This window comes from Paracoccus pacificus (assembly GCF_042680785.1).
Lineage (GTDB): Bacteria > Pseudomonadota > Alphaproteobacteria > Rhodobacterales > Rhodobacteraceae > Paracoccus > Paracoccus pacificus.
On record NZ_JBHUEN010000018.1, the window covers coordinates 28,418 to 50,839 of the forward strand.

The following is a 22,422-nucleotide window of genomic DNA, read 5'->3' on the forward strand; positions in this document are numbered from 1 at the left end:
CTGAACCGAGCGGTATGGATCACTTGCGCGGGTCTATGCTCATGGCCCCGTCCCGTTGCGTCTGACGGTTGTCGGGCTGTGGTCAACCGGCAAGTGGACGGCTAGGCTCTGCGCAAATAGACATAATACCCATACATTTCTAAGCGACACTCGGTCGCGACAGCATTTTGAGGACGGAGCCGCAAGCATGAATGCCCCATTCAAGCAGATTGGCCGCACAGGGCAGTTGACGACGGTACTGGGTCGCGACGCGCTGGCATTGTTGCGCTTTGATGGCCGCGAGGCCCTGAACGACCTGTTCGAATACCGGGTCGAGGCGCTGTCGCCGCAGCCCATACCCGATTACGACGATCTGATCGGCACCCATGCCACCGTCAGCTTTCAGACCGCTTACGGGCCGCGCGAGTTCGACGGAATTGTCGCAACCGCCCGCGGCACCGGCATGACTGAAAACGGCTGGCGACACGAGCTGGTGCTGCGGCCGTGGTTCTGGGTGGCCAGCCATCGCCGCAATCAGCTGATCTTTCACGGCAAGACGGTCAGCCAGATACTGGAGGAGGTTCTGGCGCCCTATGCCGGGCTTGGCGATCCGGCGCTGGAACTGCGCCTGACCCGCGATTACCCGGTGCTGGAATACACCGTCCAGTTTCGTGAAAGCGACATGAACTTCGCCCGGCGCCTGATGGAGCGGTTCGGCATCAGCTTTCACTTCAAGCACGCGGCCGGTAGTCACACCATGGTGCTGACCGACGACATCGGCAGCCATGAGACCGCGCCCGGCAAGACGCGGCCGGTGCTGGGGGTCGAGCGTCTGCATCAGGCCGACAGCGAACATCTGTGGGATTGGGCGCCCGAGCGGAATTTCACCACCGGCGCGATCCGGCTGACCGACTGGAACTTCAAATCGCCGCGCGCCTCGATGGAAGCCGGGCGGGTCGGCGACGCGACCTATGCGCTTGGGCAGTTGGAAAGTTTCGACTGGCCCGGCGACTATGAGAATCAGAGCCAGGGCAAAAGCGTGGCGGCGCTGCGCACGGCGCAGGAACGCGGCCGCGACCGGCGCATCCGGGCCACCGGCGACGCGATCTCGCTGCGTGCGGGGATGGTGGTGACGGCGACCGGCGATGCCGGAGGTGCCGAGGTCATCTGCCTGTCCGCGACCCAGCATTTCCGCTCCGAAGCCTATGGGTCCGGCGCCCCGGAAAGCGATGATTATTCCTATACCGGCAACTATACGCTGATGCCGGTGACGGCGCCGCTTGCACCCCCCCGCGTCACGCCCATGCCCGTGGTTCAGGGCCCGCAGACCGCCGTTGTGGTCGGCGACGGCGAGATCGACTGCGACGATTTCGGCCGGGTGCTGGTCAAGTTCCACTGGGATCTGCAAAGCGCCTATTCGATGCGCTGCCGGGTCAGTCAGGTCTGGGCCGGCCCGGGTTGGGGGGGCATGCTGATTCCGCGCATCGGGATGGAGGTGATCGTCGAGTTTCTGGATGGCGACCCCGACAAGCCGATCGTAAGCGGCAGCGTCTATAACGCCGATACCTTGCCGCAATACGGGCTTCCGGCCGGCAAGTCGCGCATGACGCTGCGCTCGCAGACCCATCAGGGTCAGGGTTTCAACGAATTGCGGTTCGAGGATCAGGCCGGCAATGAAGAGGTCTTCATGCATGCGCAGAAGGACCACAACACCCAGATCGGCAACGACGAAAACCACAATATCGGCAACAGCCGCACCAAAACCGTCGCCGTCGACGACAGTGAGAAGGTCGGCAACAACAAGGCGATCAACGTCGGCTCGAACCACACCGAATCCATCGGCGTCGATCAGACCGTCTCGATCGGTTCGAACCAGACCGTCACGGTCGGCGCGAACCGCACCTTCAAGGTCAAGGGCGACAAGACGCTGACGCTGACCGGGAACCACGTGGAAACCATCACCGGGTTCATGACGCTGTCGGTCGACGGCTATCAGTCGACCAAGGTCAAGGGAAACAGGGCCGTGACCGTCACCTCCGGCAACCAGACGACGAATGTCGACGCGGGCGGCCACAGCGAGACGGTCGCCCTGACCCGGCAGACCAAGGCCAAGGACATCGTCACCGACTCGAAGACCCAGGAACACAAGGGGTCGGATATCATTTCGCTTAAATCCGGCGGCAGCACGATCACCATGACGCCGGCCGGAATCGAGCTGAAATCGGGGGGCAGCACCGTGTTCCTTGACAGTTCCGGGGTCTATGTGAACGGCACCGTCATCCACCTGAACAAATAGGCGTGAACACATAGGGGTGGCCGCAGCGTCCCCTGCGCCGCCCGATCATCTTGGAACGAAAGGATTTTCATGTCCAGTTTTGCCAATGCCGACTTGCGGCTGGATCTGCCCGAGGGCTGGATCGACCGCTCCATGCTGGTCTGGTCGGCGCCACCGGGCGAGGGCGGGGGGACGCCGCCGAATGTCGTCATCTCCTATGACCAGATGAAGGTGGGCGAGCAGCTTGCCGGCTATGTCACCCGCCAGACCGACAGTCTGCGCGCGGCGCTGGACCAGTGGACGCTGATCGAACAGGGTGCGACCCGGGTCGGGGGCAAGCCTGCGATCGCGGTCCGCTTCACCTGGCGCATGGCGCATGGGCTGATGATGCAGCGCCAGATCTTCGTCGAACTTGGCAAGCTGCGGATCGCCAGCATCGGCTGCACCGCCGGATCCGAGAATTTCGATGCCTGCGACCGTCGCTGGTTCGCGCCTATTCTGGACAGCATTCGCCTGAAGGAGTGACAGATGGGCGAGGAAGCCGCACGGGTCAATGACGGGATCGAACATTCGCACGCTCTGGGCGGGTTTCTGGCCGGGGCGCTGGCCGGGCTTGCCGTCGGTGTGGCGGTAGTCGCCTTTACCGTGGCGACCGGCGGCGCGGGTCTGGCCGTGGTGGCGGCGGTCGGAACCGCCATGGCGACCACCGGCGGCACCGCGATGCTGGGCGGCGCGCTTGGCAAGACCTCGACCTTTCCCGCCGGTCCGATCGCGGCGCCCTGCTCGTCCAACGTGTTCTACAACAACCGCGCCGCCGCCCGGGCCGAGCTGGACGGGGCGAATTGCACCGAACATCCGGGCCAGCCGAAGCTGATCGCCACCGGCGCCGCCACGGTTTTCGTGAACCAGCGGAATGCGGCGCGCAAAGGCGAAAAGACGGTATGCGACGGCACCATCAGTTCGGGATCCGATAACGTCCTGATCGGCGGCGAAAGCGTGCAGCTTTTGGAAATAACCCCCGAGATCCCGCCATGGATGACCACGACCGCCACCGTTCTGGTGATCGCGGGCACGGTCATCGCGCTGGGCGCGGGTGGGGCTGCGGCATTCGCCGGCGGGGGCACCTGCGCGCTGATCAATTTCGCCGGGCGAACCATCGGCGAATTCGCCCTCGGCTATCTTGGCGGCGAGCTGGGCGGCGCGATCGGCGGCCAACTCTTTGGCGAGCGCGGCGAGATCATCGGCAATTTCCTGGGCAGCATGGCGGCCGGCTTTGGCGGCAACAAGCTTGGCAACCGGGCAAGTGCGGGTCACCCGGTTGACGTGGCAAGCGGCGCGCTGTTCGCGCAGGAAACCGACTTCGCCCTGAACGGGCCGATGTTGCTGGCCATGCGGCGGGTCTGGATGTCCTCCAGCCGGGAAACCGGGCGCACCGGCTCGATGGGATCGAAATGGCATCATCCCTTCGACATGCGCCTGGTGCGGTGGGAGGACGGCGGCGGTGTCGTCGTCCGGCTGGAAGAGGGGCGGCTGGCCGCCTTTACCCATCCGCTGCCCGGGCGCCCCTCGCTCAACACCGCCGAGGGCATGACGCTTGAGGTCGTGCGGACGCCATGGGGCAACGGCTACCGGATGCAGGCCTATGACGGCCATTACGCGCTTTTCGGCCCCGCGCCGGGCCAGCCCGATCTGTGGCTTCTGGCCGAAACCGGCGATGCCAACGGCAACCGCGTCCGGCTGGAACGCGACGATCACGGATTGTTGCTGCGCCTGACCGACAGCACCGGCAGGGTTTTGCGCTTTACCAGCAACAAGCGCGGCTGGATCACCGCGATCCACGGACCCGCCCCCGATGGCAGCGGCGCCGAGCAGCGGCTGGTCAGCTATGCCTATTCCGATCAGGGCGACATGATCGCGGTCACCGACGGGCGCGGCAATGTCACGCGTTATGATTATGCCGCGCATCTGATGGTCCGGGAATCCCATCCCGGCGGTCTGCGCTATCATTTCCAGTGGGACGATCCCTTGCTTGGCCACAAGGCCCGCTGCATCCGCACCTGGGGTGAAAGCGCCGAGGCAAAAGTCACCGGCCTGCATCTGGCCGAACTGACCTATGACGATGTGGCGCGCACGACCTCGGTTCTGGACGGGTTCGGCGGCGTTACCGTCTATCACCGCGACAGCCGCGACAACATCCTGCGCAAGGTCGAGCCGAACGGGTTTGTCACCACCTACGCCTATGATTACGGCGCGCGACTTTTGTCCCGCGACGGCGTGCGGTCAGAGAAATTCACGGCGACCTATGACCGCTTTGGCCGGATGCTTTCCAAGGACGAGGCGCAGCGCGGCGCAACCCGCTATGAATATGCTTCGGACGACCTCGCCTCGCCCTTGTTCGCGGCGCGTTCGGTCATCGACAGCGCCAGCGACGGGTTGCATCGCTTTGTCCATGATGCGCGCGGCAACGTCGAAATCCACATCGACCCGCTGGGACAGGAAGTCCGCACCCTGCGCGACACGCGCGGCCGTCCGGTGGCCGAAATCGACGCGCTCGGCACCCGCTGGCGCTGGCAATGGGACGGGCAGGGGCTGCTGAGCGGCGAGGGCCCGGATGAGCTGACGCGCCATTATGGCCATGATGCGCTTGGCCGGCTGAATGCGGTCAGCGGCAAGGATTACGACCCGCTCAGGATCGTCCATGACGAGAACGACAATATCCTGCGGCTTGAATATCGCCACGGCGGCACGATCGCCATGGAATACGACCCCGACAACCGGCTGATCCTGCGCCGGGGTCAGGACGGGGCGGTGACGCGCTGGAATTACGCCGGGCTGCGCCGCCCCATCGCGCGGGCGAATGCGAACGGCACCATGCTGCGCTATAGCTACGGCCCCGAGATGCACCTGACCGGCATCATCAACGAAAAGGGCGAAAGCTATACCATCACCTATGGCGTGACCGGCCACCCCGAGCGCGAGACCCGTTTCGACGGTAGCTGGACGGCGTTTGGCCGCGCCCCCGACGGCATGCTCGTGGCGCTGGACGACATGGGCGAGGTCACGCGATATGACCTCGACCGGCAGGGGCGCATGGTCGAAAAGCATCTGCCCGACGGCAGCCAGCACCGCTTTGCCTATACCGAGGGCGGCCGCATGTCCTTGGGCGAAACCCCCGACAGCCGCATGGAGCTTTCGTTCGACGCGCTTGGCCGGGTGGACGCCATTCAGCAGGACGGCCAGACCATCCGCTATGGCTATGACGCCCGTGGCCGTGTGATCGAATGCCTGATCGGCAGCGACCGTCTGGGCTGGACGAGGAACCCGGCCGGCGCGGTGATGGACGCGCATCTGAACGACCAGCAGGTCGCAAGCTGGCGGTTTTCGGAAGATGGCCGCACGATCCGGCGGCAGCAGGGCGTGACGCGGCGCGACATCCGTCTGGATGATCGCGGCAATATCGCCGCCGACACGCTGACGATGGATGCGCAGGTGCCGGGCGCGGGCGGCGGGACGGGGCGGGATCTGGCGGGGCGAGATCTGCCCGGGCGCGAAAAGGTGCTGGTCAGCCGCCGCTATGACTGGAGCGATGCGGGCGCCCTGACCCGGGTCCAGGACAATCTGCGCGGCACCCGCAGCTATCACTATGATCCCGTCGCGCAACTGACCGCCGTCGAGGGCGAGGCGGCCGAGGAACGTTTCGCCTATGACCCGGCCGGCAACCTGCTGGGCAGCTATGACCCGGCCGAGACCGCGCCGCCGCCGCTTCATGCCGTGCGCGGCAACCGGCTCGAGATCATGGGCGACACGCAATATGCCTTTGACGCGCGGGGCCGGGTGGTGCGGATGCAGTCCGGGCAGGGCGGTCACCGGGTCACCGAACTGGAATGGGGCGGCAACAACCTCATGGTGGCGGCGCGGGTGACCGACCGTTCCGGCACCAAGGAAATCCGCTTCGGCTATGACGTGTTCAACCGCCGCACGCGCAAGGTGACGCGCCACGTCAGCGGCTGGGACGGGGCCGAGCAGGTTCTGGACGACACCGCCTATCTGTGGGACGCAAGCGACATTCTGGTGGCCGAGGGGCCGGCGGAAAGCGATCCGCTGGCCCGGCTGTACCTGTGGGACGAGGCGCCGTTTCAGCCGCTGGCGGTCGCCGACCGCCCGACGCCCGCGGCCGCGCGCGCGGTCTTTCACTATAACACCGATCACCTCGGCACCCCGCAAGAGGTGGTGGACGCGGACGGCAGGATCGTTTGGCAGGCGCGTTACCGGGCCTTTGGCGCCGCGCTTGAGACGGCCGAGGACGGTTTCCACCAGCCGCTGCGCTTCAAGGGCCAGTATTTCGACGCGGAAACCGGGCTGCATTACAACCGCCACCGCTATTATGATCCACGCGCGGGCCGTTATCTGCAACCCGATCCCATCGCCGAGTTCGGCGGCACCAATCTTTACAGCTATGGCCCCAACCCGGTCGTCTATACCGACGCATTGGGTCTGGCGCCGAATCTGCCGCCGACAAACGGGCCGCCCCCCGGCGATGGCAACTGGTCGCTTTACCACATCATCGACAACAAGACCGGCGAGGTCGTCTATGTCGGGATTACCCAGGACGTGCAGGCGCGGACCAACCAGCACACCCAGCAGATCATTCAGAACCCCGACGGCACGACCAGCCTTGGCCCCGGGCGGCTTGATCCCGGACAGCAGGATTATTCCTTCCAGGTTGAAGAAGGAGGCATGAGCGAATGGCGCGCCCGGGGTATGGAACAGGCCCATATCGAATACTACGGCACCCGGAACACCGCGAATATCGGCGCAGATCCGACGCCGGGCATGGGCAACAAGGTCAATTCATTCCTTGAGACCCGCACCGACCCGCGCGGCACGGCCTTCGGCTATTGGCTCGACAAGGAACGCCAGAGCCTTGGAGGCTGTAAGGGCTAACGTTCAGTGGACCTGGCGGCTGATCGACGACAGCGCCTTCTCGATCGTTTTCCGCGTGCCGGGGGGAAAATCGAAGCCGACGGGTTTCAACGTCGCGCGCTCGGCCTCGGAGGCGGGGCGCATTTCGTCCTTGCGCAGCACATCCCAGACCCGCGGGTTCGAGTTTGCACCCATGATGAAATAACGCTCGCCCGGCTCGATGGTGCCCGAGTGGATCTTTTTGGTCTTTATCCAGCTTTTGCCCAAGATCTGCTCTTCATGCGGTTTCATGCGGCGAAACTCGCTGCCGCCGATCCGCAGGTTCGGAATGGCGATGCCCGCGGCCTCGATATCGGCCGGCAGATCGGGGGTGCTGGTGACCAGATCATGGATCGTGGTCAGATACATCTGGCCGTTCGCGACCTCGGTAAAATAGCCATGCGCGAATGTGCCGTCGGAAAGCGGAACGGTAAAATACTGACCAAGCTGAAATTTCGGTTTGGCGGCGGCCATGGAAGCGTCCTTTGCTGGGCGTGATGGGGCCAAGCTTAGTTGCACGGCCCCGGACCGGCAACCGGGCGTTGCGGAATAATCCTTGACGAATGGATGTGTGCGGGCTTGATTTGGCGCATGGAGCGGTCTGCTGTCGCTGCGGCGGAAAGACCCGTGATGGGAGGGAATTATGTTCAAATACAAAGCTGTGGCTTTTGCCGCCGCAATGCTTGGCGCGACCGGCGTCGCAAATGCCGAAGTGTCGGTGATGATTCCGGCGAACCCCGGCGGCGGCTGGGACGGCACCGGTCGTCAGGCCTTCGCCGCGATGAACGAGGCGGGGATCTATACCGAGGGCGTGAACTTCACCAATACCGGGGGCGCCGGGGGCACCATCGGTCTGGCCGCGTTCCAGAACTCGGAATCCGGCAAATCCGACGCGCTGGCGGTGTTCGGCGCGATCACGGTGGGCGCGATCATGCTGAACAGCTCGCCCGTCGATCTGTCCAAATTCACCCCGATCGCGCGCCTGACCGCCGAATATCTGGTCATCGCCGTCGATGCGAAATCGGACATCCAGAACCTGCAGCAATTGGTCGATCTGATGAAGGCCGACCCCGGTGCCGTTCCGGTCGGCGGCGGCTCGGCCGGTGGCGTCGACCAGATCGCGCTTGCGCTTCTGGCGCAGTCGGCGGGGATTGATGTCGCCGATCTGAACTATATCCCGCAGGCGGCGGGCGCCGAAACGGTCACCGGGATCGTGAACGGCACGCTGAAAGCCGGTATTTCGGGCATCTCGGAATTCCAGCAATTCGCCGAACAGGGCCGCATCCGGATTCTGGGCATCACCTCGGCCGAAAGGATGGAGGGGCTGGACGTCCCGACCTTCAAGGAAGCCGGCTACGACGTCGAGATCGCCAACTGGCGCGGCATCCTTGGCGCCCCCGGCATGCCCGAGGAGAATGCCAAGGAATGGATCGCCCGTTTCGACAAGCTGAACGAAAGCGAACAGTGGCAGAAAGTGCTGCAAACCCAAGGCTGGGAACAGTATTATCTGGCCGGGCCCGAATTCGGCAAATTCATCGCCGATGAAAATGGCCGTATCGGCGAGATCCTGAAAAGCGCCGGACTGGTTAAGTAGCCCCGGCAAGGTCACGACCGGCGACGGTTGCCATCGTCGCCGGAATTCATGCGGCTGGAGCATCGGATATGATGACACCTGAATCCCAACCCCGGCCGTGGTGGCTGGCGGTCGCCGTCATCCTGCTTGGGCTGGTCTGTCTGTGGGGTGCATCCTCGCTGCCCCCGGCCAGCCGTTACGCCGGCATCGGTCCGGGCAGTTTCGCCATGATCATCGGCGGCGCTCTGGTCATTCTGGGGGGGCTTCTGGGCGTCCAGATCTGGCGCGGCGAAAGGTTCGAGCCGCAGGAAACCGAAAACGCCGATGCCAGCGGCCGGATGAATCCGCGCGCCTTTTTCTACGCGCTTCTGGCCGTCTCGCTGCCCATCGTCACCATGAAAACGCTGGGCCTGCCGTTCACCGCGATGCTGAGCTTCACGCTGGTGGCACGCGCCTTCGGCTCCAAGACGCTGGTCCTTGATATCATCACCGGCGCTATACTGGGCAGTCTCGCGTGGTTCCTGTTCGACAAGCTGGGGCTTCAGCTTGGTGCGTTTTTCCCATTGGCCGGGGTCTGAGCGATGGACAGCCTTCAATATCTGATGCAGGGCTTCGGCGTGGCGCTTCAGCCGGCGAACCTGATGTGGGCCTTTATCGGCTCGGCGCTGGGAACGGCGATCGGGGTTCTGCCGGGCATCGGGCCGGCGCTGACCATCGCGCTTTTGCTGCCGGTCACCATCTCGATCGCCCCGACGGCGGCGTTCATCATGTTCGCCGGTGTGCTTTACGGCGCGATGTATGGTGGCTCTACCACCTCGATCCTGATCAACACGCCGGGCGAGGCGGGCTCGATGATGACCGCGCTCGAGGGCAACAAGATGGCCCGCAACGGGCGCGGCGCGGCGGCGCTGGCGACGGCGGCCATCGGGTCATTCGTGGCCGGCACGCTGGCCACGCTGGCGCTGACCTTCGTGGCGCCCTTCGTGGCCGAGCTGGCCTTTATCTTCAAGCCGGCGGATTATTTCGCCCTGACCATTCTGGCCTTCTGCTCGGTTGCGGTGGTGATGGGCAGTTCGCGGGTGCGCGGCTTCATCTCGCTGTTCATCGGGCTTGGCATCGGGGTCATCGGCATCGACCGGATGACGGGCGCGCCGCGCCTGACCTTTGGGGTGACCGATCTTCTGGACGGGATCGAGCTGACCGTGGTTCTGGTGTCGCTTTTCGCGGTGGGCGAGATCCTGTTCGTCGCCTCGCGCTATGACCCCGGTCAGGATCAACCGCTGAAAGTATCGGGCAAATGGTTCACCCGCGAGGATTTTGACCGAAGCTGGAAGCCATGGCTGCGCGGCACCGTGATCGGCTTTCCGATGGGTACGCTGCCCGGGGGCGGGTCCGAGATTCCGACCATGCTGAGCTATACGCTGGAGCGGAAACTGTCCAAACACCCCGAGCAATTCGGCCATGGCGCCATCGAGGGCGTCGCCGGTCCCGAGGCGGCGAACAACGCCGCCGCCGCCGGGGTGCTGGTCCCGTTGCTGACGCTTGGTCTGCCGACCTCGGCCACGGCGGCGGTGCTGCTGGCCGCGTTCCAGAACTATGGGCTGCAACCGGGGCCGTATCTGTTCACCTCGAACGCCGAACTGGTCTGGGGGCTGATCGCCTCGCTTTACATCGGCAACGTGATGCTTCTGGTGCTGAACCTGCCGCTGGTGGGGCTGTGGGTCAAACTGCTGTCGATCCCCAAGCCGCAGCTTTATGGCGGGATTCTGGTGTTCGCGATGATCGGGATCTGGGGCGTTTCGGGGTCAACGGTCGATCTGCTGGTGATGGTGGTGATCGGTCTCGCCGGCTATGTGATGCGGGTCTATGACTTTCCGATCGCGCCGGTGCTGATCGGGATGATCCTTGGCCCGATGGCCGAGAACCAGTTGCGCGTCGCGTTGTCGGCCGGGCAGGGCAACCCGCTGGTTCTTGTCGAAACGCCGATCTCGATCGGGTTCCTGCTGGTCGCGGTGGGCGTGTTCTTCGTGCCGCTGCTGCTGAAGCGGTTGCAACGCTAAGGCAGCGCGGGCGCGGGGAATGGGCGCCGCCCCAAGCACCCCTGCGCGACGTTATGATCGCCGCTTCCTGGCGCCGCCCACGCCAGCCGCCGGTCGCCTGCGCCGCCGTCAGTCCGCGCCGCCCGGCAGACGCAACAGTTCGATCCGGGTTTCCGGGCCGAAATGCAGGCTGTTCGTGGCGATCCGGCTGCGACGCGAGGTGCCCTCGGGCTCTCCGGTGTTCGGGTTGATGTCGTATTTCGGGAAATTCGACGACGAGATGTCCAGCCGGATCCGGTGGCCTTTGGCGAAAAGATTGGCCGTTGCGAAGGGGGTGATGGTGATCTCGAACGCGCCTTCGTCGGGCCTCACCAACGCCGGGCGATCAAAGCCGTCGCGATAACGCACCCGGAAGATCCCGTCGGTTATGTTCAGCGCATAGCCGCGCGGATAATCGGCCGAGGGCGGATAGACATCGACCAGCTTGGCGGTGAAATCGGTGTCCGGGGCATCGGTCTGAACCTGCAGCCGCACGGTGACCGGCCCGACGACCGCGATATCTTCGGCCAGAGGCGCGGTCACGAAGGACAGCACGTCCCGGCGCGCATTCAGCGGCATGCCGGGATTGCGGCAGCCGAAAAACGCGGGGTCCTCGACCTGATCGAAGCCACCGCCGGTGAATATCGGCTCGCCCGAGGTCAGCGATCCGCCGATGGTCGGCACCGGATCGCGCGGATCGTAATCATAGCTGAGCGTTTCGCCGGCCGCGGGGGCATCACCGTCAAGACCCATGTCGGGCGTTGGGTACAGGGTCAGCGGAACCGTCTCGGGCAGCGGCCAGTCGGTGCCGGAAATCCAGCGGCCGCCGTGGTCGAGATGACCTTCCGCCGTCTTTGCCCCCGAGCCGCCGCCCATCAGGAAAAGCTGCACCTTGGGCGGTGCCGGCTGCGGCTCGTCCTTCAGCCAGCGGGCGAAGAATTTCAACCGCCACGTCAGCCAGTCCTGATCGACCTGCCCGTCAAACGTCGCCGCCGGTCCGAAATCGACATCGCCGAACACCCTTGCCGAACGGTTGCCATGGGTCCACGGCCCCATGATCAGCGTCAGGGGGCGGTCGGGATCACCGTTCAGACCGGCGTAATTCTCGGTCGTGGTCTGGACGTAGGCGTCATACCAGCTTGACATGAAGGCGATCGGAACCTTGGGGAAGCTGTCGTAATAACCCGCCGCCCAGATCCCCGGACGCTTCCAGAACCCGTCAAAGGTGCCGTGTTGCCACTGGTCCAGCAGATAGGCCTCGAAATCGGGGTCCCAATGGACCGGAGAACGGCCCTTGGTCCAGGGCGTCCTGTGCATCCAGCCATGCAGGTCCTCGGCCTCGATGGCCCGCAACAGCGCCGGGTGGCGTTGCAGGAACGGGCTTTCCTGCGCCCGGTTCCACGCCCAGGTCGCCTGTTTCATTTCAAAGGCGCCGCCCTGCCGGATGCCGCAGGTGAAAGCGTTCGAGAAACCGCCGGAATCGACCGCCATGCAGGCAAGCCCGGGCGGGTTCAGACAGGCCATCGCCATCTGCACATGCGCATCATAGGACAGCCCCATCGTGCCGATCCGGCCATTGCAGAACGGTTGCGCGGTGATCCAGACCATGCTGTCGAAACCGTCCTCGGCCTCGTTCACGTATTTGGTGAACTGTCCCTCGGACCCATAGCGGCCGCGGCAATCCTGCCAGATGACGACATAGCCCTGACGGACCAGAAGCATGGCAAGCTCGGGGCGGGAATAGGATTGCGGGCGCGCCACCGACAGTTCCGTCCGTGGCGTCCCGGCCTTGTCGTAAGGCGTGCGTTCAAAGATGACGGGAAGCGGTCCGTCGATGGGCTGCCCGCCCCGGGCGGGGCGATAGATGTCGGTCGCAAGCCGGATGCCGTCGCGCATCGTGATCATCGTGTCGCGATGAACGGCAACATCGTCGGCCAGCATCACGGGCGCGGCAAGGCCCGATTCCGGGGCGAGCAGGTCGGTCACTTCAGGCTCTCCACGTCCTGCGGCAGGGTGTATTCGCTAAGCCCGCCCTTGATGGTCAGCCCGTCCTTCGTGCCCCAGAACAGCTTCTGCCAGTAAAGCGGCACGATCGGGGTTTCGGCAAAGACCATCTTGGTGGCCTCTTGCAAGGCGGCCAGACGCGCGGGCTCGTCGAACTCTTCCTGCGCAGCCTCAAGCGCGGAATCGAACGCCGGGTCCGAGAAGCGGACGCGGTTGAACGCGCCCTTGCCGGCTTCCTTGTCATAGGTGTGCAGCAGCGATTGCAGGTTCGGCGCCGATGTAGGGGTCGACGAGCCCAGCGAGAACACGAAGGCCCCATAGGTGCCGTCCGTGGCCGCCTTGGAATAGACGTTATAGGGGTAGACCTCGACCCCGTTCACCTTCAGCCCGCCCCGGGTCAGCATCTGGCCAAGCGCCTGCGCCAGATCGGCATCGCCGGGAAAGCGGTCGTTGGACGAGGCGACGGTCAGGCCGAAGCCCTCGGGATAGCCGGCTTCGGTCAGCAGTTCCTTGGCCTTGGCGGGATCGGCCTGATCGGGGGCAAGGTCGGGCACATAGCCGCCAAGTGCCGCCGGCACCAACTGTCCGGCCGCCACGCCCGCGCCGCCAAGAATGCGGTCGATGATCAACTGCCGGTCGATCATCAGCGAGATCGCCTTGCGCACCTTGGCGTCACGGAACGGGTTCGTCGGCAAGGGCGCGCCCGACAGGTCGGTCACGCCCGGGGGGGCGGTTTCGTCCCGCATCGACAGGCCCAGATAGACCAGCCGGCCCGAATCCGCCTCGTCGATGCGAAAGCCCGAGGTGCCCGAGATCTTCGGCACGTCGGTCGCCGGCACCGCGTCGATCACGTCCACCGCACCGGACAGAAGCGCCGCGACCCGCGCCGCGTCATTGGCGATGAAACGGATCTCCACATCCTTGAACTCGGGCTTCTTGCCCCAATACCCGTCATAGGCATTGACCCGCAAAGTCTCGCCCGGGGTCCATGACACGAATTTATAGGGGCCGGTTCCGATCGCCGCGCCACCGCTTGCGAAATCCTCGCTGGATTTGCCGTCGACGGCGGCCTGCTTGACGATGAACACCCGGCCGATGTCCTCCATCAGCGTCGGCGCGGGGGTCTTGGTCGTGATCCGCAGCGTCTTGTCGTCGACCTTCTCCATCTTGTCGATCGCCGAGACCTGATCGGTGAAGGGCGCGGGCGAGTTCGGCACCTCGTCGGCGCGTTCAAGCGAGAAGATCACATCCTCGACCGTCAGAGGAGATCCGTCGTGAAAGGTCACCCCGTCGCGCAGCGTGATGTCCCATGTCAGCGGATCGGTGTTGGTCCAGCTTGCGGCAAGACCGGGGCTGATCTGAAGGTTCTGATCGAATTCGACCAGTTGTCCGAAGATCATGTTCGCGGTCATCTGGTTGTTGCCGGTGCGCGAGAATTGCGGGTCGATCGAGGATTGCTCGGACGATCGGCCGATCCTTAGATCCTGCGCCAGCGCGGGCAACGCGCCCATCGCCATAAGGGCCGCCAGCGCGACCGAGGCAAGTTTGGTGTTCATCAATCAGTTCCTCCCATGGAATTGGTGGTGGTGGCGGGGCGTCCAAGGCCGACGTTCAGAAGGCAGGCGGCGTCATGTTCCGGCGCGACCAGTCTCAGCGGCGGCCGGACAAGGCTGCATTCGGCGAAGGCATAGGGGCAGCGCGGATGAAAATGGCATCCCGTCGGCGGGTTCACCGGCGAGGGGATTTCGCCCTTGATGGTGGAAAACGCCCGGTGGCGGCGGTCAAGCCGGGGAATTTCCTCCAGCAGCGCCTGCGTATAGGGGTGGCGCGGATTGCTGAACACCTGATCGGTCGGCGCGCTTTCCACGATGCGGCCCAGATACATGATGACCACTCGGTCGGCGATGTGGCGCACCACGGACAGGTCATGGCTGATGAACAGGATGGTCAGGTTCAGCTCGCGCCGCAATTCCATGAACAGGTTGATGACCTGCGCCTGAATGGACACGTCCAGCGCGGCGATGCTTTCGTCGCAGATCAGGAACTCCGGGTTGACGGCAAGCGCGCGGGCGATGCCGATCCGTTGCCTCTGGCCGCCCGAAAACTGGTGCGGATAGCGGTTGGCCATGGCCGGGTCCAGTCCCACCCGGGCCAGCAGGTCGGCGACCAGTTTCGGCATGTCGGCGCGGCGGACAAGGCCGTGAACCACCGGCGCCTCGCCGATGATGTCGCGCACGCGCTTGCGCGGGTTCAGCGAGGACATCGGGTCCTGAAAGATGATCTGCGTCGCCAGCCGCATGCGCCGGGCCCGGTCGCCCCTTAGCCGGGCGATATCCTCGCCGCGCTGGCTGACCACGCCTTCGGACGGGGCGAGCATGCCGGCGGCGATGCGGCCAAGGGTCGACTTGCCGCAACCGCTTTCCCCGACAAGGCCGACGACCTCGCCCTGGTTTATCGTAAGGTTCACCTGATCCAGCGCGTGGACGGAGGGCGGCGCGGCCGCGAGGCCAAGCCGGATCGCGAGCCGATCGACGGCATCGGTTTGGCGCTGAAAGCGACGCGAGACGTTATCCACCCGGACAAAGGCCGTATCGCTCATTCCGCGTCCCCCTGCGGGTTGAAACAGCGCCACATGTGACCCGATGCGGCGACCGTCTCGGCCGGTTCGGTCAGGCAGGCTTCGGTCGCATGGGCGCAGCGCGGGCGGAACGGGCAGCCCTTCGGGCGGTTCAGCGGCGGCGGCGCCGCGCCCGGGATCTGGCGCAAGGGCTGACCGCGATCATTCGCCATCGGGGTCGAGCCGATCAGCCCGCGGGTATAGGGGTGACGCGGGTTGTCAAGCACCTCGTCCACGGTGCCGCGTTCAACGATGCGGCCGGCGTACATGACCGCGATATTGTCGGCCAGCGCCGCGACCACCCCCAGATCGTGGCTGATCCAGATCATCGCCAGCCCCATCTCGGCGGTCAGCTTCTGCATCTCGGCCAGAATCTGGCTTTGAATGGTCACGTCCAGCGCCGTCGTCGGTTCATCGGCGATGATCAGGTCGGGCTGATGCAAAAGCGCGATGGCGATCGCGACGCGCTGGCGCATGCCGCCCGAAAACTGGTGCGGATAGGCGTCGATGCGCTCCTCGGGGTTGGGAATGCCGACGCGCGCCAACGCGGCGACCGACATGGCGCGGGCCTCGGCGTGGCTGACCTTCTTATGGGCCAGCACCGTTTCGATCATCTGGGTGGCGATCTTCAGGACCGGGTTCAGCGTCATCATCGGATCCTGAAAGATCATCGCGATGCGGTTCCCGCGCAGGCTGCGCAGCCGGTCGGGCGTGGCGGTGCGCAGGTCCTCGCCATGAAAACTGATCACGCCATCGACCACCTGACCGGGCGGATCGACCAGCCCCAGAAGCGAGAACCCGGTGATCGACTTGCCCGATCCGCTTTCGCCGACAAGGCCGAGGATCTGGCCGCGCGTCAGGCGCAGGTCGACGCCATCCACCGCCTTGATGGTGCCGTTCGGGGTCGGGAACCAGGTTTTCAGCCCCTCGACGGTCAGAAGATCGCCGCTCATGTCGCCAGCCTCGGGTTCAGGATTTCGCGCAAACGGTCGCCGACCACGTTGATCGAAAAGACCAGCACCAGAAGCAGAAGGCCGGGATAGACGCTCATCCAGTAGATGCCGGCCAGCAGCACCTGATAGCCGTTCGCGATCAGCAGCCCCAGCGAGGGCTCGGTGATCGGAAGGCCGATGCCCAGAAACGACAGCGTTGCTTCGGCCGCGATGGCGGTCGCGACCTGAATGGTGCCGATCACGATCAGCGGCGGCAGGCAGTTCGGCAGGATATGCGCGGCAAGGATGCGTGGCGCCGACAGACCCAGACAGCGGGCGGCCTCGACATATTCCTTACCGGTCTCGACAAGTGCTGCGGCCCGCACGGCGCGCGCGAAATAGGCCCATTGCACGAAGACCAGCGCAAGGATGACCTTCCACGTCCCCTGACCGAACACCACAAGGATCATCAGCGCCACGAGGATGGTGGGAAAACCCAGCATCAGATCGACGAAGCGCATGATGAAGCTGTCGACCCTGCCGCCGAAATAGGCGGCGATCAGGCCAAGCGCGGTTCCGACCAACAGCGCGAGCACGCCCGCCGTGACGCCGACCGCAAGGCTGGTGCGCAGCCCGTAGAGCATCGCCGACAGCATGTCGCGGCCCTGCGTGTCGGTGCCAAGCCAATAGGTGATGCCGTTCATCCCGACGCTTCCGGGCGGCAGGCGCGAATCGAAAAAGTCGATCTGCCCCAGATCATAGGGGTTCTGCGGCGCGATCCACGGCGCGAGCACCGCCGCCACGATCAGGATCACGCAGACCGACAGGGCGATCATCGCCTTGGGGCTGGCCCGCATGCCGCGCCAGACGCGCGCCGACATGCCCTCGGCTGCAAACACCGCGCCGCTCATGCCCGGCTTCTTATGCGGGGGTCGAGCGCGGAATAAAGCAGGTCGACGACAAGGTTGATGACGATGAACATCGTCACGATGACAAGGATATAGGCCACGATGATGGGCCGATCGAGCGCGTTGATCGAGTCGATGATCAGCTTGCCGACGCCCGGCCACGCAAAGATCGTCTCGGTCACCACGGCAAAGGCGATCAGTGACCCGAACTCGACCCCCAGAACCGTGACGATGGGGATCAGGATGTTCTTCAGCACATGCACCAGAAGGATGCGCCACTCCGAAAGGCCCCGGGCGCGGGCGAATTTCACGAAATCCAGCGGCATGGTTTCCTGCACGCCCGTGCGCGTCAGCCGGATCACCAGCGCGATCTGCGCAAGCGCCAGATTGACCGCCGGCAGGATAAGGTGGCTGATCCCGTTCCAGGTCGCGAAGCTGGTGCGGATCCCAAGGATTTCGCCGGTCTCTCCCCGGCCGGTCGAGGGCAGCCAGCCCAGCCAGACGGCGAAGATCATCACCAGCATCATGCCCTGCCAGAAATTCGGCAGCGAGAACCCAAGGATCGACCCGGTCATGACCGTTTCATCGACCAGCGTCTTGGGCCGGGTTCCCGCCCAAAGCCCCAGAGGCAGACCGATCAGCAGCGACAGGATCAGCGCGGTGAAGGTCAGCTCCAGCGTGGCGGGCAGGCGTTCGAAGATCACGTCCAGCGCCGGGCGGTTATAGACGAAGGACCGGCCGAAATCGCCGCTGAGCGCCGAGCCGAGGAAGGTCAGATACTGCATCGGCAGCGGGGCATCCAGATTGAGGTCGCGCGCCACCTGCGCCCGCTCGGCCACGGTCGCGTCGCTGGGCAGCAGGATCTCCAGCGGGTCGCCGATGGCATAGACGCCCACAAAGACGATGACCGAGGTCAGCAGCAGCACGAAAACCGCCTGCAACAACCGCCGGAACAGGAATACGGTCATGCCGTGCGGCCTTGGGCCGAATCGGATCGTGGTGAATGGCGCATGATGACTTCCCCCTCGCGACTTCCTTAGCGAGGAGATTTCCTCCTATGCAATAATATGAGAAAACGGGATTGCCCGATGCAAAGGACGCATAGTCATGGATCTGGAATTGCTGCGCACCTACAAGGCGATCGCCGAGACCGGCAGCACGATCGGTGCCGCCGAACGTCTGGGCCTGTCGCAATCCGCGGTAAGCCGCCGGCTGGCGCAACTGGAGCAGGTCCTTAACCTGCCGTTGTTCCTGCGCGACCGGGGCCGGCTGATCCCGACCCGCGAAAGCCGCCATATCGAGGCGCAGATGCTGTTGCTGGTCGATCAGGGTGACCGGCTGGCCGCCCGCGCGGCCGAGCTGCGCTCGGGCAATGCGGCGCAGATCGCGCTTCGGGTGGCGGTGCCGATCAGCCTGATGCAGTCGCTTATCCCGCAGATCCTTACCGAGTTTCTGGCCAAGCATGACCGGGTTCAGGTCGAGCTGCATTTCGGCGCCTATGACACCATCGAGCGGATGCTGATCGACGAACGGGCCGAAATCGGCTTTCTGAGGATGCCGATCCAGCGGCCGGGGCTGCGCAGCCTGCCGGTGATAAAGGCGCCGACCGTGGTGGTGATGCCGCATGACCACCCGCTTGCCGCGAAACCGGTGGTGTCACCGCAGGAATTATCCCGGGTGCCGCTGATCCTTCTGGGCCGGATGCGGGCACCGCGACGCGAGATTGACGAGCTGTTCTTCGACAAGGGGCTGCGTCCGAATGTGCGGCTGGAGGTGCATTCGGTGATGGCCGCCTGCGCATTGGCGGCGCAGGGTCTGGGGGTGACGCTGGTGAACGGGCTCATGGCCGAGGATTTCCGTCACCTGCCGATCGCGATCCGCCCGCTGAACGAGGCGATCGTCCACCGCTTCGCCTTCGCCACCAACGAGGCCATGCCGATGTCCGCGGCGGCCGAGGCCTTCATCGCCATCGCCTCGCGCCATCTGCACGCCGCGCTGAAACGCGGCGGCGGCGGGGCCGGACAGGGGGCCAGACAGGGGGCCAGACAGGGGGCCGGCGATGCCGGGGCCAGCCAAGCATAAGCGGGGGACGATTTTTCGCCGGGTCAGGCCGCGCATCCGTTGATGGCAGGCTGTAGCCGCGTAGCTGCCAAGGCGGTGCGGTCACCCCGGTCGCGATTTCGCCGTGTATCAACCCGGTCGTGACGGGCACGGGTTTCGACGCCCCCAAACGCCGACCATCGCGCCATATGACCGCCCGGAAAACCGGGTGCATCATGCTGCCGCCGGGCGCAGTTGAAAACGACGGATGCGGGATGATTTGGTGGAGCCAAGGGGAGTCGAACCCCTGACCTCTTGAATGCCATTCAAGCGCTCTACCAACTGAGCTATGGCCCCACCGGAGGTCCGGACCGTGCCAGGCACCGTCCGCGTGGGGGGTCGTATAGGGGGCCGCGCGGGGGGAGGCAAGCGGAAAAAACGCGGTTTTGAAATTCGGGTCCCCTGAAATGAAAACGGGGCCCGTCCGGCCCCGTTACGTCGTCAATTGTCGCGCGGCATCAGTTCTCTTCGTCGCCGTCGGCCACGTCGGCGATCTCATCCAGCGAGACGTTGTCGTCGTCGTCATCATCCTCCAAGAGATCGTCGTCCAGTTCGACGTCGCCGGCATCATCATCCAGATCCGTATCGGTATCGTCATCCGGTTCGTTCCCGGCGCCGCGCGCGCTGGTCTTTTCCGACACGAGCGAGCGGCCACGGCCCGCCTGAAGGCTTTCCGCGGTAAAGGTGGTGCCGCAGGCCGGGCAGGTCATCGGATCATGGGTCAGGTCGTAAAACCTGGTCGAGCAATGCGGGCACAGCCGTTTGGTGCCCCATTCTTCTTTGGGCATGGTTTTCTCCTTCAGCCGCGGTTATTCAGAACCGGGTTCCCCTGCCACAAGCGCGGGAGGGTGTCAAAGGCTTTTCGCCGGAATGGCGAATGGCGGATTTCGGCCGCAAGAAGCCGGGCAGAATTGGGGCGAAAGCGGGGATGGCAGCACAGTCGGCAGCACAGGACGCCAAGGCGCGTCGCAGGCTTTCAAGCGGGACCGAGGTCGTGTTGCGCAGATCGGCGCGGGCGCGGCGGATCAGTCTGCGCGTCTCGCGCACGGACGGGGCGGTTACCCTGACGCTGCCGGTGCGGGTCTCGGAATCCGAGGCGCTGGCATTCGCCGAATCGAAGATTGACTGGATCACCCGCGCGGCCGCCGGGGCGCCGCAGATCCGGCTGGTCGCGCCGGGGGCGGTGCTGCCGGTCGAAGGGCAGGGGATGGTGATCACCCCCGCCGCCGTGCGGCGCGTCACCGCCGCCGACGGCCGGTTGCTGGTGCCGCAGGGGCGGCCGGTGGGGACGGTCGTATCGGTCTATCTGCGCCATCTGGCCCATCAGCGCCTGACGGTTTCGGCCGGGCGCCATGCCCACGCGCTGGGGCGGCCGTTCCGGGCCATCGCGCTGCGCGATACCCGGTCGCGCTGGGGGTCCTGCACCTCGGACGGGCGGCTGATGTTTTCATGGCGGCTGGCGATGGCGCCGCCCGAGATCCTCGATTACGTCGCGGCCCATGAGGTCGCGCATCTGGCCCATATGGATCACTCGCCGCGCTTCTGGGCCACGGTCGAGCAATTGCTGCCGGGCCATGCCCGTCATCGCGGCTGGCTGCGCAGCCATGGCGGCGGGTTGCAGGCCTGGGTCTTTCGCGCGGCCGCCCCGGCATGAGCGCCGCCGCTTCCCGCCCCAGCGACCCGGCCGCGCATGAGCGGCTTTATCGCAGCCTGCGCCAGCAGATCCTTGTCGGAGAGCTGTTGCCCGGCCATGCGCTGACCATGCGCGGCATCGCGCAGGCGAACGGCGTCTCGATGACCCCCGCGCGCGAGGCGCTGCGCCGGCTGGCGGCCGAGGGGGCGCTGACGATTTCATCCTCGGGGCGGATCAGCACACCGGAACTGTCGAACGAACGGATCGAGGAACTGGCGGCGCTTAGGGCGCTGATCGAGCCGGAACTGGCCTCGCGCGCGCTGCCAAGGGCGCATTTCGCGCTGATCGACCGGCTGGCCGCGATCAACGGCGCGATCGCCGATGCCGTCGACCGGCATGATGCGGTGGCCTATATCCGCAGCAATCTGGAATTTCACCGCACGCTGTATCTGCGCGCGCAATCGCCCGCGATGCTTGCGGTGATCGAAACCGTCTGGCTGCAGCTTGGCCCGACGATGCGCGCCGTCTATGGCCGCGTGCGCCGTCAGGAACCGCCGCGTCACCACCGGATGATACTGGCGGCGTTGCGGGCCGGGGACGAGCCGGGCCTGCGGCTGGCGGTGCGCGCCGACGTGACGCAGGGGTTGCGCCATCTGCCGACCTGAACCGGCCGGACCGCCCGCCGCTGGGCGGCGGATCAGGCGCGCAGGCCGGTTTCGCGCAAAAGCCCGCGCCGCTTGGCCTCGTAATAATAGCCGCGCGAATACCACATGACGGCCTTGTCGTAGCTCCCGTCCGAGACCATCCACGCGCCGCGCAGGTATTTCACCCCGTATTTCAGGTTGGTATCGGCGTCCAGCAAACCCTCGGCCGAGCCGCGATAACCCATGGTGCGCGCGGTGCCGGGCAAAAGCTGCATCAGCCCGTAATAAGGCCCGTTCCGGGCGCCCGGGCGATAGCGGCTTTCGCGTTTGACGACGCGGTGGACCAGCGCGGTCGGCACCTCATACTGATCGGCGTAATAGTTGATCTTGGTCCGCAACTCGGGCGTCTCGTTGGGATAAAGCCCGGTTGTCGGCCGCGGCCGGGGTTTCGCGGCACCGCTGCTGGGGCTTTGTTCACAGGCGGCAAGCGCGGTCGCGGCGAACAACAGCCCCAGCATGCGCCGGCGCGAGGCCAAGTGCTGAATCAGATCGGTCATTGACTGCTCCCTCGGTTTTGCAATCGGCTTTACCAGAATGCGGATATGAGAAAAGAGGGGAAAAACCGGCGGCGATGGGCATGGGCTGAAATGCGCTAGGTGTTCAGTCCCGGCATCTGGTGGATCGGATTGACGATGAATCTGTCTGGCTCTGAAGTCC

General features: G+C 65.2%; 18 protein-coding genes and 1 tRNA gene. 9 read left to right on the forward strand and 10 right to left on the reverse strand.

The features are described from left to right. The first annotated feature begins 187 nt into the window (after positions 1-187). The 3 genes from ACFSCT_RS06635 to ACFSCT_RS06645 all read left to right on the forward strand — a co-directional run bounded on the left by ACFSCT_RS06635 (position 188) and on the right by ACFSCT_RS06645 (position 7,198). On the forward strand, positions 188-2,275 hold the full coding sequence (locus tag ACFSCT_RS06635; protein WP_379141204.1) for a type VI secretion system Vgr family protein: 2,088 nt from the start codon (positions 188-190) through the stop codon (positions 2,273-2,275). A gap of 69 nt (positions 2,276-2,344) precedes the next feature. Then, positions 2,345-2,779, forward strand: coding sequence for a DcrB-related protein (locus tag ACFSCT_RS06640; protein ID WP_379141206.1), 435 nt, complete (start codon positions 2,345-2,347; stop codon positions 2,777-2,779). A gap of 3 nt (positions 2,780-2,782) precedes the next feature. Then, positions 2,783-7,198: an RHS repeat-associated core domain-containing protein gene (locus tag ACFSCT_RS06645; RefSeq protein WP_379141208.1), complete on the forward strand. Its 4,416-nt coding sequence runs from the start codon at positions 2,783-2,785 to the stop codon at positions 7,196-7,198. 3 nt (positions 7,199-7,201) lie between these two features. Here ACFSCT_RS06645 and ACFSCT_RS06650 read toward each other — a convergent pair whose 3' ends face one another. Then, on the reverse strand, positions 7,202-7,690 hold the full coding sequence (locus tag ACFSCT_RS06650; protein WP_379141210.1) for a hypothetical protein: 489 nt from the start codon (positions 7,688-7,690) through the stop codon (positions 7,202-7,204). A 169-nt stretch (positions 7,691-7,859) separates the two neighbouring features. Here ACFSCT_RS06650 and ACFSCT_RS06655 point away from each other — a divergent pair, with 169 nt between their 5' ends. The 3 genes from ACFSCT_RS06655 (at position 7,860) to ACFSCT_RS06665 (ending at position 10,849) form a co-directional block, all read left to right on the forward strand. After that, positions 7,860-8,810, forward strand: coding sequence for a Bug family tripartite tricarboxylate transporter substrate binding protein (locus ACFSCT_RS06655; protein WP_379141212.1), 951 nt, complete (start codon positions 7,860-7,862; stop codon positions 8,808-8,810). A 71-nt stretch (positions 8,811-8,881) separates the two neighbouring features. Continuing rightward, positions 8,882-9,367 carry a tripartite tricarboxylate transporter TctB family protein gene (locus ACFSCT_RS06660; protein ID WP_379141214.1) on the forward strand — a complete coding sequence of 162 codons (486 nt, stop codon included), beginning with the start codon at positions 8,882-8,884 and terminating at the stop codon, positions 9,365-9,367. A 3-nt stretch (positions 9,368-9,370) separates the two neighbouring features. Then, on the forward strand, positions 9,371-10,849 hold the full coding sequence (locus tag ACFSCT_RS06665; protein WP_379141217.1) for a tripartite tricarboxylate transporter permease: 1,479 nt from the start codon (positions 9,371-9,373) through the stop codon (positions 10,847-10,849). A gap of 108 nt (positions 10,850-10,957) precedes the next feature. Here ACFSCT_RS06665 and ACFSCT_RS06670 read toward each other — a convergent pair whose 3' ends face one another. From ACFSCT_RS06670 to ACFSCT_RS06695, 6 genes are read right to left on the reverse strand one after another with little or no spacing between them, the layout of a single operon-like run. Beyond that, the gene (locus ACFSCT_RS06670; RefSeq protein WP_379141219.1) at positions 10,958-12,853 is read right to left on the reverse strand and encodes a CocE/NonD family hydrolase; all 1,896 of its coding nucleotides are present in this window, start codon (positions 12,851-12,853) and stop codon (positions 10,958-10,960) included. After that, complete coding sequence (locus ACFSCT_RS06675) at positions 12,850-14,427, reverse strand: ABC transporter substrate-binding protein (protein ID WP_379141221.1); 1,578 nt, start codon at positions 14,425-14,427, stop codon at positions 12,850-12,852. The genes ACFSCT_RS06670 and ACFSCT_RS06675 overlap by 4 nt, the downstream gene beginning before the upstream one ends. Beyond that, positions 14,427-15,470 (reverse strand): ABC transporter ATP-binding protein, encoded by a 1,044-nt coding sequence (locus ACFSCT_RS06680; RefSeq protein ID WP_379141223.1) that lies wholly within the window; start codon positions 15,468-15,470, stop codon positions 14,427-14,429. Before ACFSCT_RS06680 ends, ACFSCT_RS06675 begins: the two co-directional genes overlap by 1 nt. Beyond that, positions 15,467-16,441, reverse strand: coding sequence for an ABC transporter ATP-binding protein (locus ACFSCT_RS06685; protein ID WP_379141225.1), 975 nt, complete (start codon positions 16,439-16,441; stop codon positions 15,467-15,469). Before ACFSCT_RS06685 ends, ACFSCT_RS06680 begins: the two co-directional genes overlap by 4 nt. Beyond that, on the reverse strand, positions 16,438-17,331 hold the full coding sequence (locus ACFSCT_RS06690; protein ID WP_379141227.1) for an ABC transporter permease: 894 nt from the start codon (positions 17,329-17,331) through the stop codon (positions 16,438-16,440). The genes ACFSCT_RS06685 and ACFSCT_RS06690 overlap by 4 nt, the downstream gene beginning before the upstream one ends. After that, positions 17,328-18,296: an ABC transporter permease gene (locus tag ACFSCT_RS06695; RefSeq protein WP_379141228.1), complete on the reverse strand. Its 969-nt coding sequence runs from the start codon at positions 18,294-18,296 to the stop codon at positions 17,328-17,330. The genes ACFSCT_RS06690 and ACFSCT_RS06695 overlap by 4 nt, the downstream gene beginning before the upstream one ends. A 139-nt stretch (positions 18,297-18,435) precedes the next feature. Here ACFSCT_RS06695 and ACFSCT_RS06700 point away from each other — a divergent pair, with 139 nt between their 5' ends. After that, positions 18,436-19,410 carry a LysR family transcriptional regulator gene (locus tag ACFSCT_RS06700; protein ID WP_379141231.1) on the forward strand — a complete coding sequence of 325 codons (975 nt, stop codon included), beginning with the start codon at positions 18,436-18,438 and terminating at the stop codon, positions 19,408-19,410. A gap of 239 nt (positions 19,411-19,649) precedes the next feature. On the opposite strand, the gene ACFSCT_RS06705 is transcribed toward ACFSCT_RS06700, so the two are convergent. Next, positions 19,650-19,725, reverse strand: a tRNA-Ala gene (locus ACFSCT_RS06705). A 161-nt stretch (positions 19,726-19,886) separates the two neighbouring features. Continuing rightward, complete coding sequence (locus ACFSCT_RS06710) at positions 19,887-20,216, reverse strand: TIGR02300 family protein (RefSeq protein WP_379141233.1); 330 nt, start codon at positions 20,214-20,216, stop codon at positions 19,887-19,889. A 140-nt stretch (positions 20,217-20,356) separates the two neighbouring features. Here ACFSCT_RS06710 and ACFSCT_RS06715 point away from each other — a divergent pair, with 140 nt between their 5' ends. Beyond that, complete coding sequence (locus ACFSCT_RS06715) at positions 20,357-21,082, forward strand: M48 family metallopeptidase (protein ID WP_379141239.1); 726 nt, start codon at positions 20,357-20,359, stop codon at positions 21,080-21,082. Beyond that, on the forward strand, positions 21,079-21,726 hold the full coding sequence (locus ACFSCT_RS06720) for a GntR family transcriptional regulator (RefSeq protein ID WP_379141235.1): 648 nt from the start codon (positions 21,079-21,081) through the stop codon (positions 21,724-21,726). The genes ACFSCT_RS06715 and ACFSCT_RS06720 overlap by 4 nt, the downstream gene beginning before the upstream one ends. Before the next feature lie 32 nt (positions 21,727-21,758). Here ACFSCT_RS06720 and ACFSCT_RS06725 read toward each other — a convergent pair whose 3' ends face one another. Further along, positions 21,759-22,262 carry a transglycosylase SLT domain-containing protein gene (locus ACFSCT_RS06725; RefSeq protein ID WP_379141237.1) on the reverse strand — a complete coding sequence of 168 codons (504 nt, stop codon included), beginning with the start codon at positions 22,260-22,262 and terminating at the stop codon, positions 21,759-21,761. Positions 22,263-22,422: the final 160 nt, after the last annotated feature.

Excerpts from the sequence above, each read along its gene's own strand:
- ACFSCT_RS06635 (WP_379141204.1), top strand. The coding sequence starts at position 188 with ATGAATGCCCCATTCAAGCAGATTGGCCGCACAGGGCAGTTGACGACG.
- ACFSCT_RS06640 (WP_379141206.1), top strand. The coding sequence starts at position 2,345 with ATGTCCAGTTTTGCCAATGCCGACTTGCGGCTGGATCTGCCCGAGGGC.
- ACFSCT_RS06645 (WP_379141208.1), top strand. The coding sequence starts at position 2,783 with ATGGGCGAGGAAGCCGCACGGGTCAATGACGGGATCGAACATTCGCAC.
- ACFSCT_RS06650 (WP_379141210.1), bottom strand. The coding sequence starts at position 7,690 with ATGGCCGCCGCCAAACCGAAATTTCAGCTTGGTCAGTATTTTACCGTT.
- ACFSCT_RS06655 (WP_379141212.1), top strand. The coding sequence starts at position 7,860 with ATGTTCAAATACAAAGCTGTGGCTTTTGCCGCCGCAATGCTTGGCGCG.
- ACFSCT_RS06660 (WP_379141214.1), top strand. The coding sequence starts at position 8,882 with ATGACACCTGAATCCCAACCCCGGCCGTGGTGGCTGGCGGTCGCCGTC.
- ACFSCT_RS06665 (WP_379141217.1), top strand. The coding sequence starts at position 9,371 with ATGGACAGCCTTCAATATCTGATGCAGGGCTTCGGCGTGGCGCTTCAG.
- ACFSCT_RS06675 (WP_379141221.1), bottom strand. The coding sequence starts at position 14,427 with ATGAACACCAAACTTGCCTCGGTCGCGCTGGCGGCCCTTATGGCGATG.
- ACFSCT_RS06680 (WP_379141223.1), bottom strand. The coding sequence starts at position 15,470 with ATGAGCGATACGGCCTTTGTCCGGGTGGATAACGTCTCGCGTCGCTTT.
- ACFSCT_RS06685 (WP_379141225.1), bottom strand. The coding sequence starts at position 16,441 with ATGAGCGGCGATCTTCTGACCGTCGAGGGGCTGAAAACCTGGTTCCCG.
- ACFSCT_RS06690 (WP_379141227.1), bottom strand. The coding sequence starts at position 17,331 with ATGAGCGGCGCGGTGTTTGCAGCCGAGGGCATGTCGGCGCGCGTCTGG.
- ACFSCT_RS06695 (WP_379141228.1), bottom strand. The coding sequence starts at position 18,296 with ATGACCGTATTCCTGTTCCGGCGGTTGTTGCAGGCGGTTTTCGTGCTG.
- ACFSCT_RS06700 (WP_379141231.1), top strand. The coding sequence starts at position 18,436 with ATGGATCTGGAATTGCTGCGCACCTACAAGGCGATCGCCGAGACCGGC.
- ACFSCT_RS06710 (WP_379141233.1), bottom strand. The coding sequence starts at position 20,216 with ATGCCCAAAGAAGAATGGGGCACCAAACGGCTGTGCCCGCATTGCTCG.
- ACFSCT_RS06715 (WP_379141239.1), top strand. The coding sequence starts at position 20,357 with ATGGCAGCACAGTCGGCAGCACAGGACGCCAAGGCGCGTCGCAGGCTT.
- ACFSCT_RS06720 (WP_379141235.1), top strand. The coding sequence starts at position 21,079 with ATGAGCGCCGCCGCTTCCCGCCCCAGCGACCCGGCCGCGCATGAGCGG.
- ACFSCT_RS06725 (WP_379141237.1), bottom strand. The coding sequence starts at position 22,262 with ATGACCGATCTGATTCAGCACTTGGCCTCGCGCCGGCGCATGCTGGGG.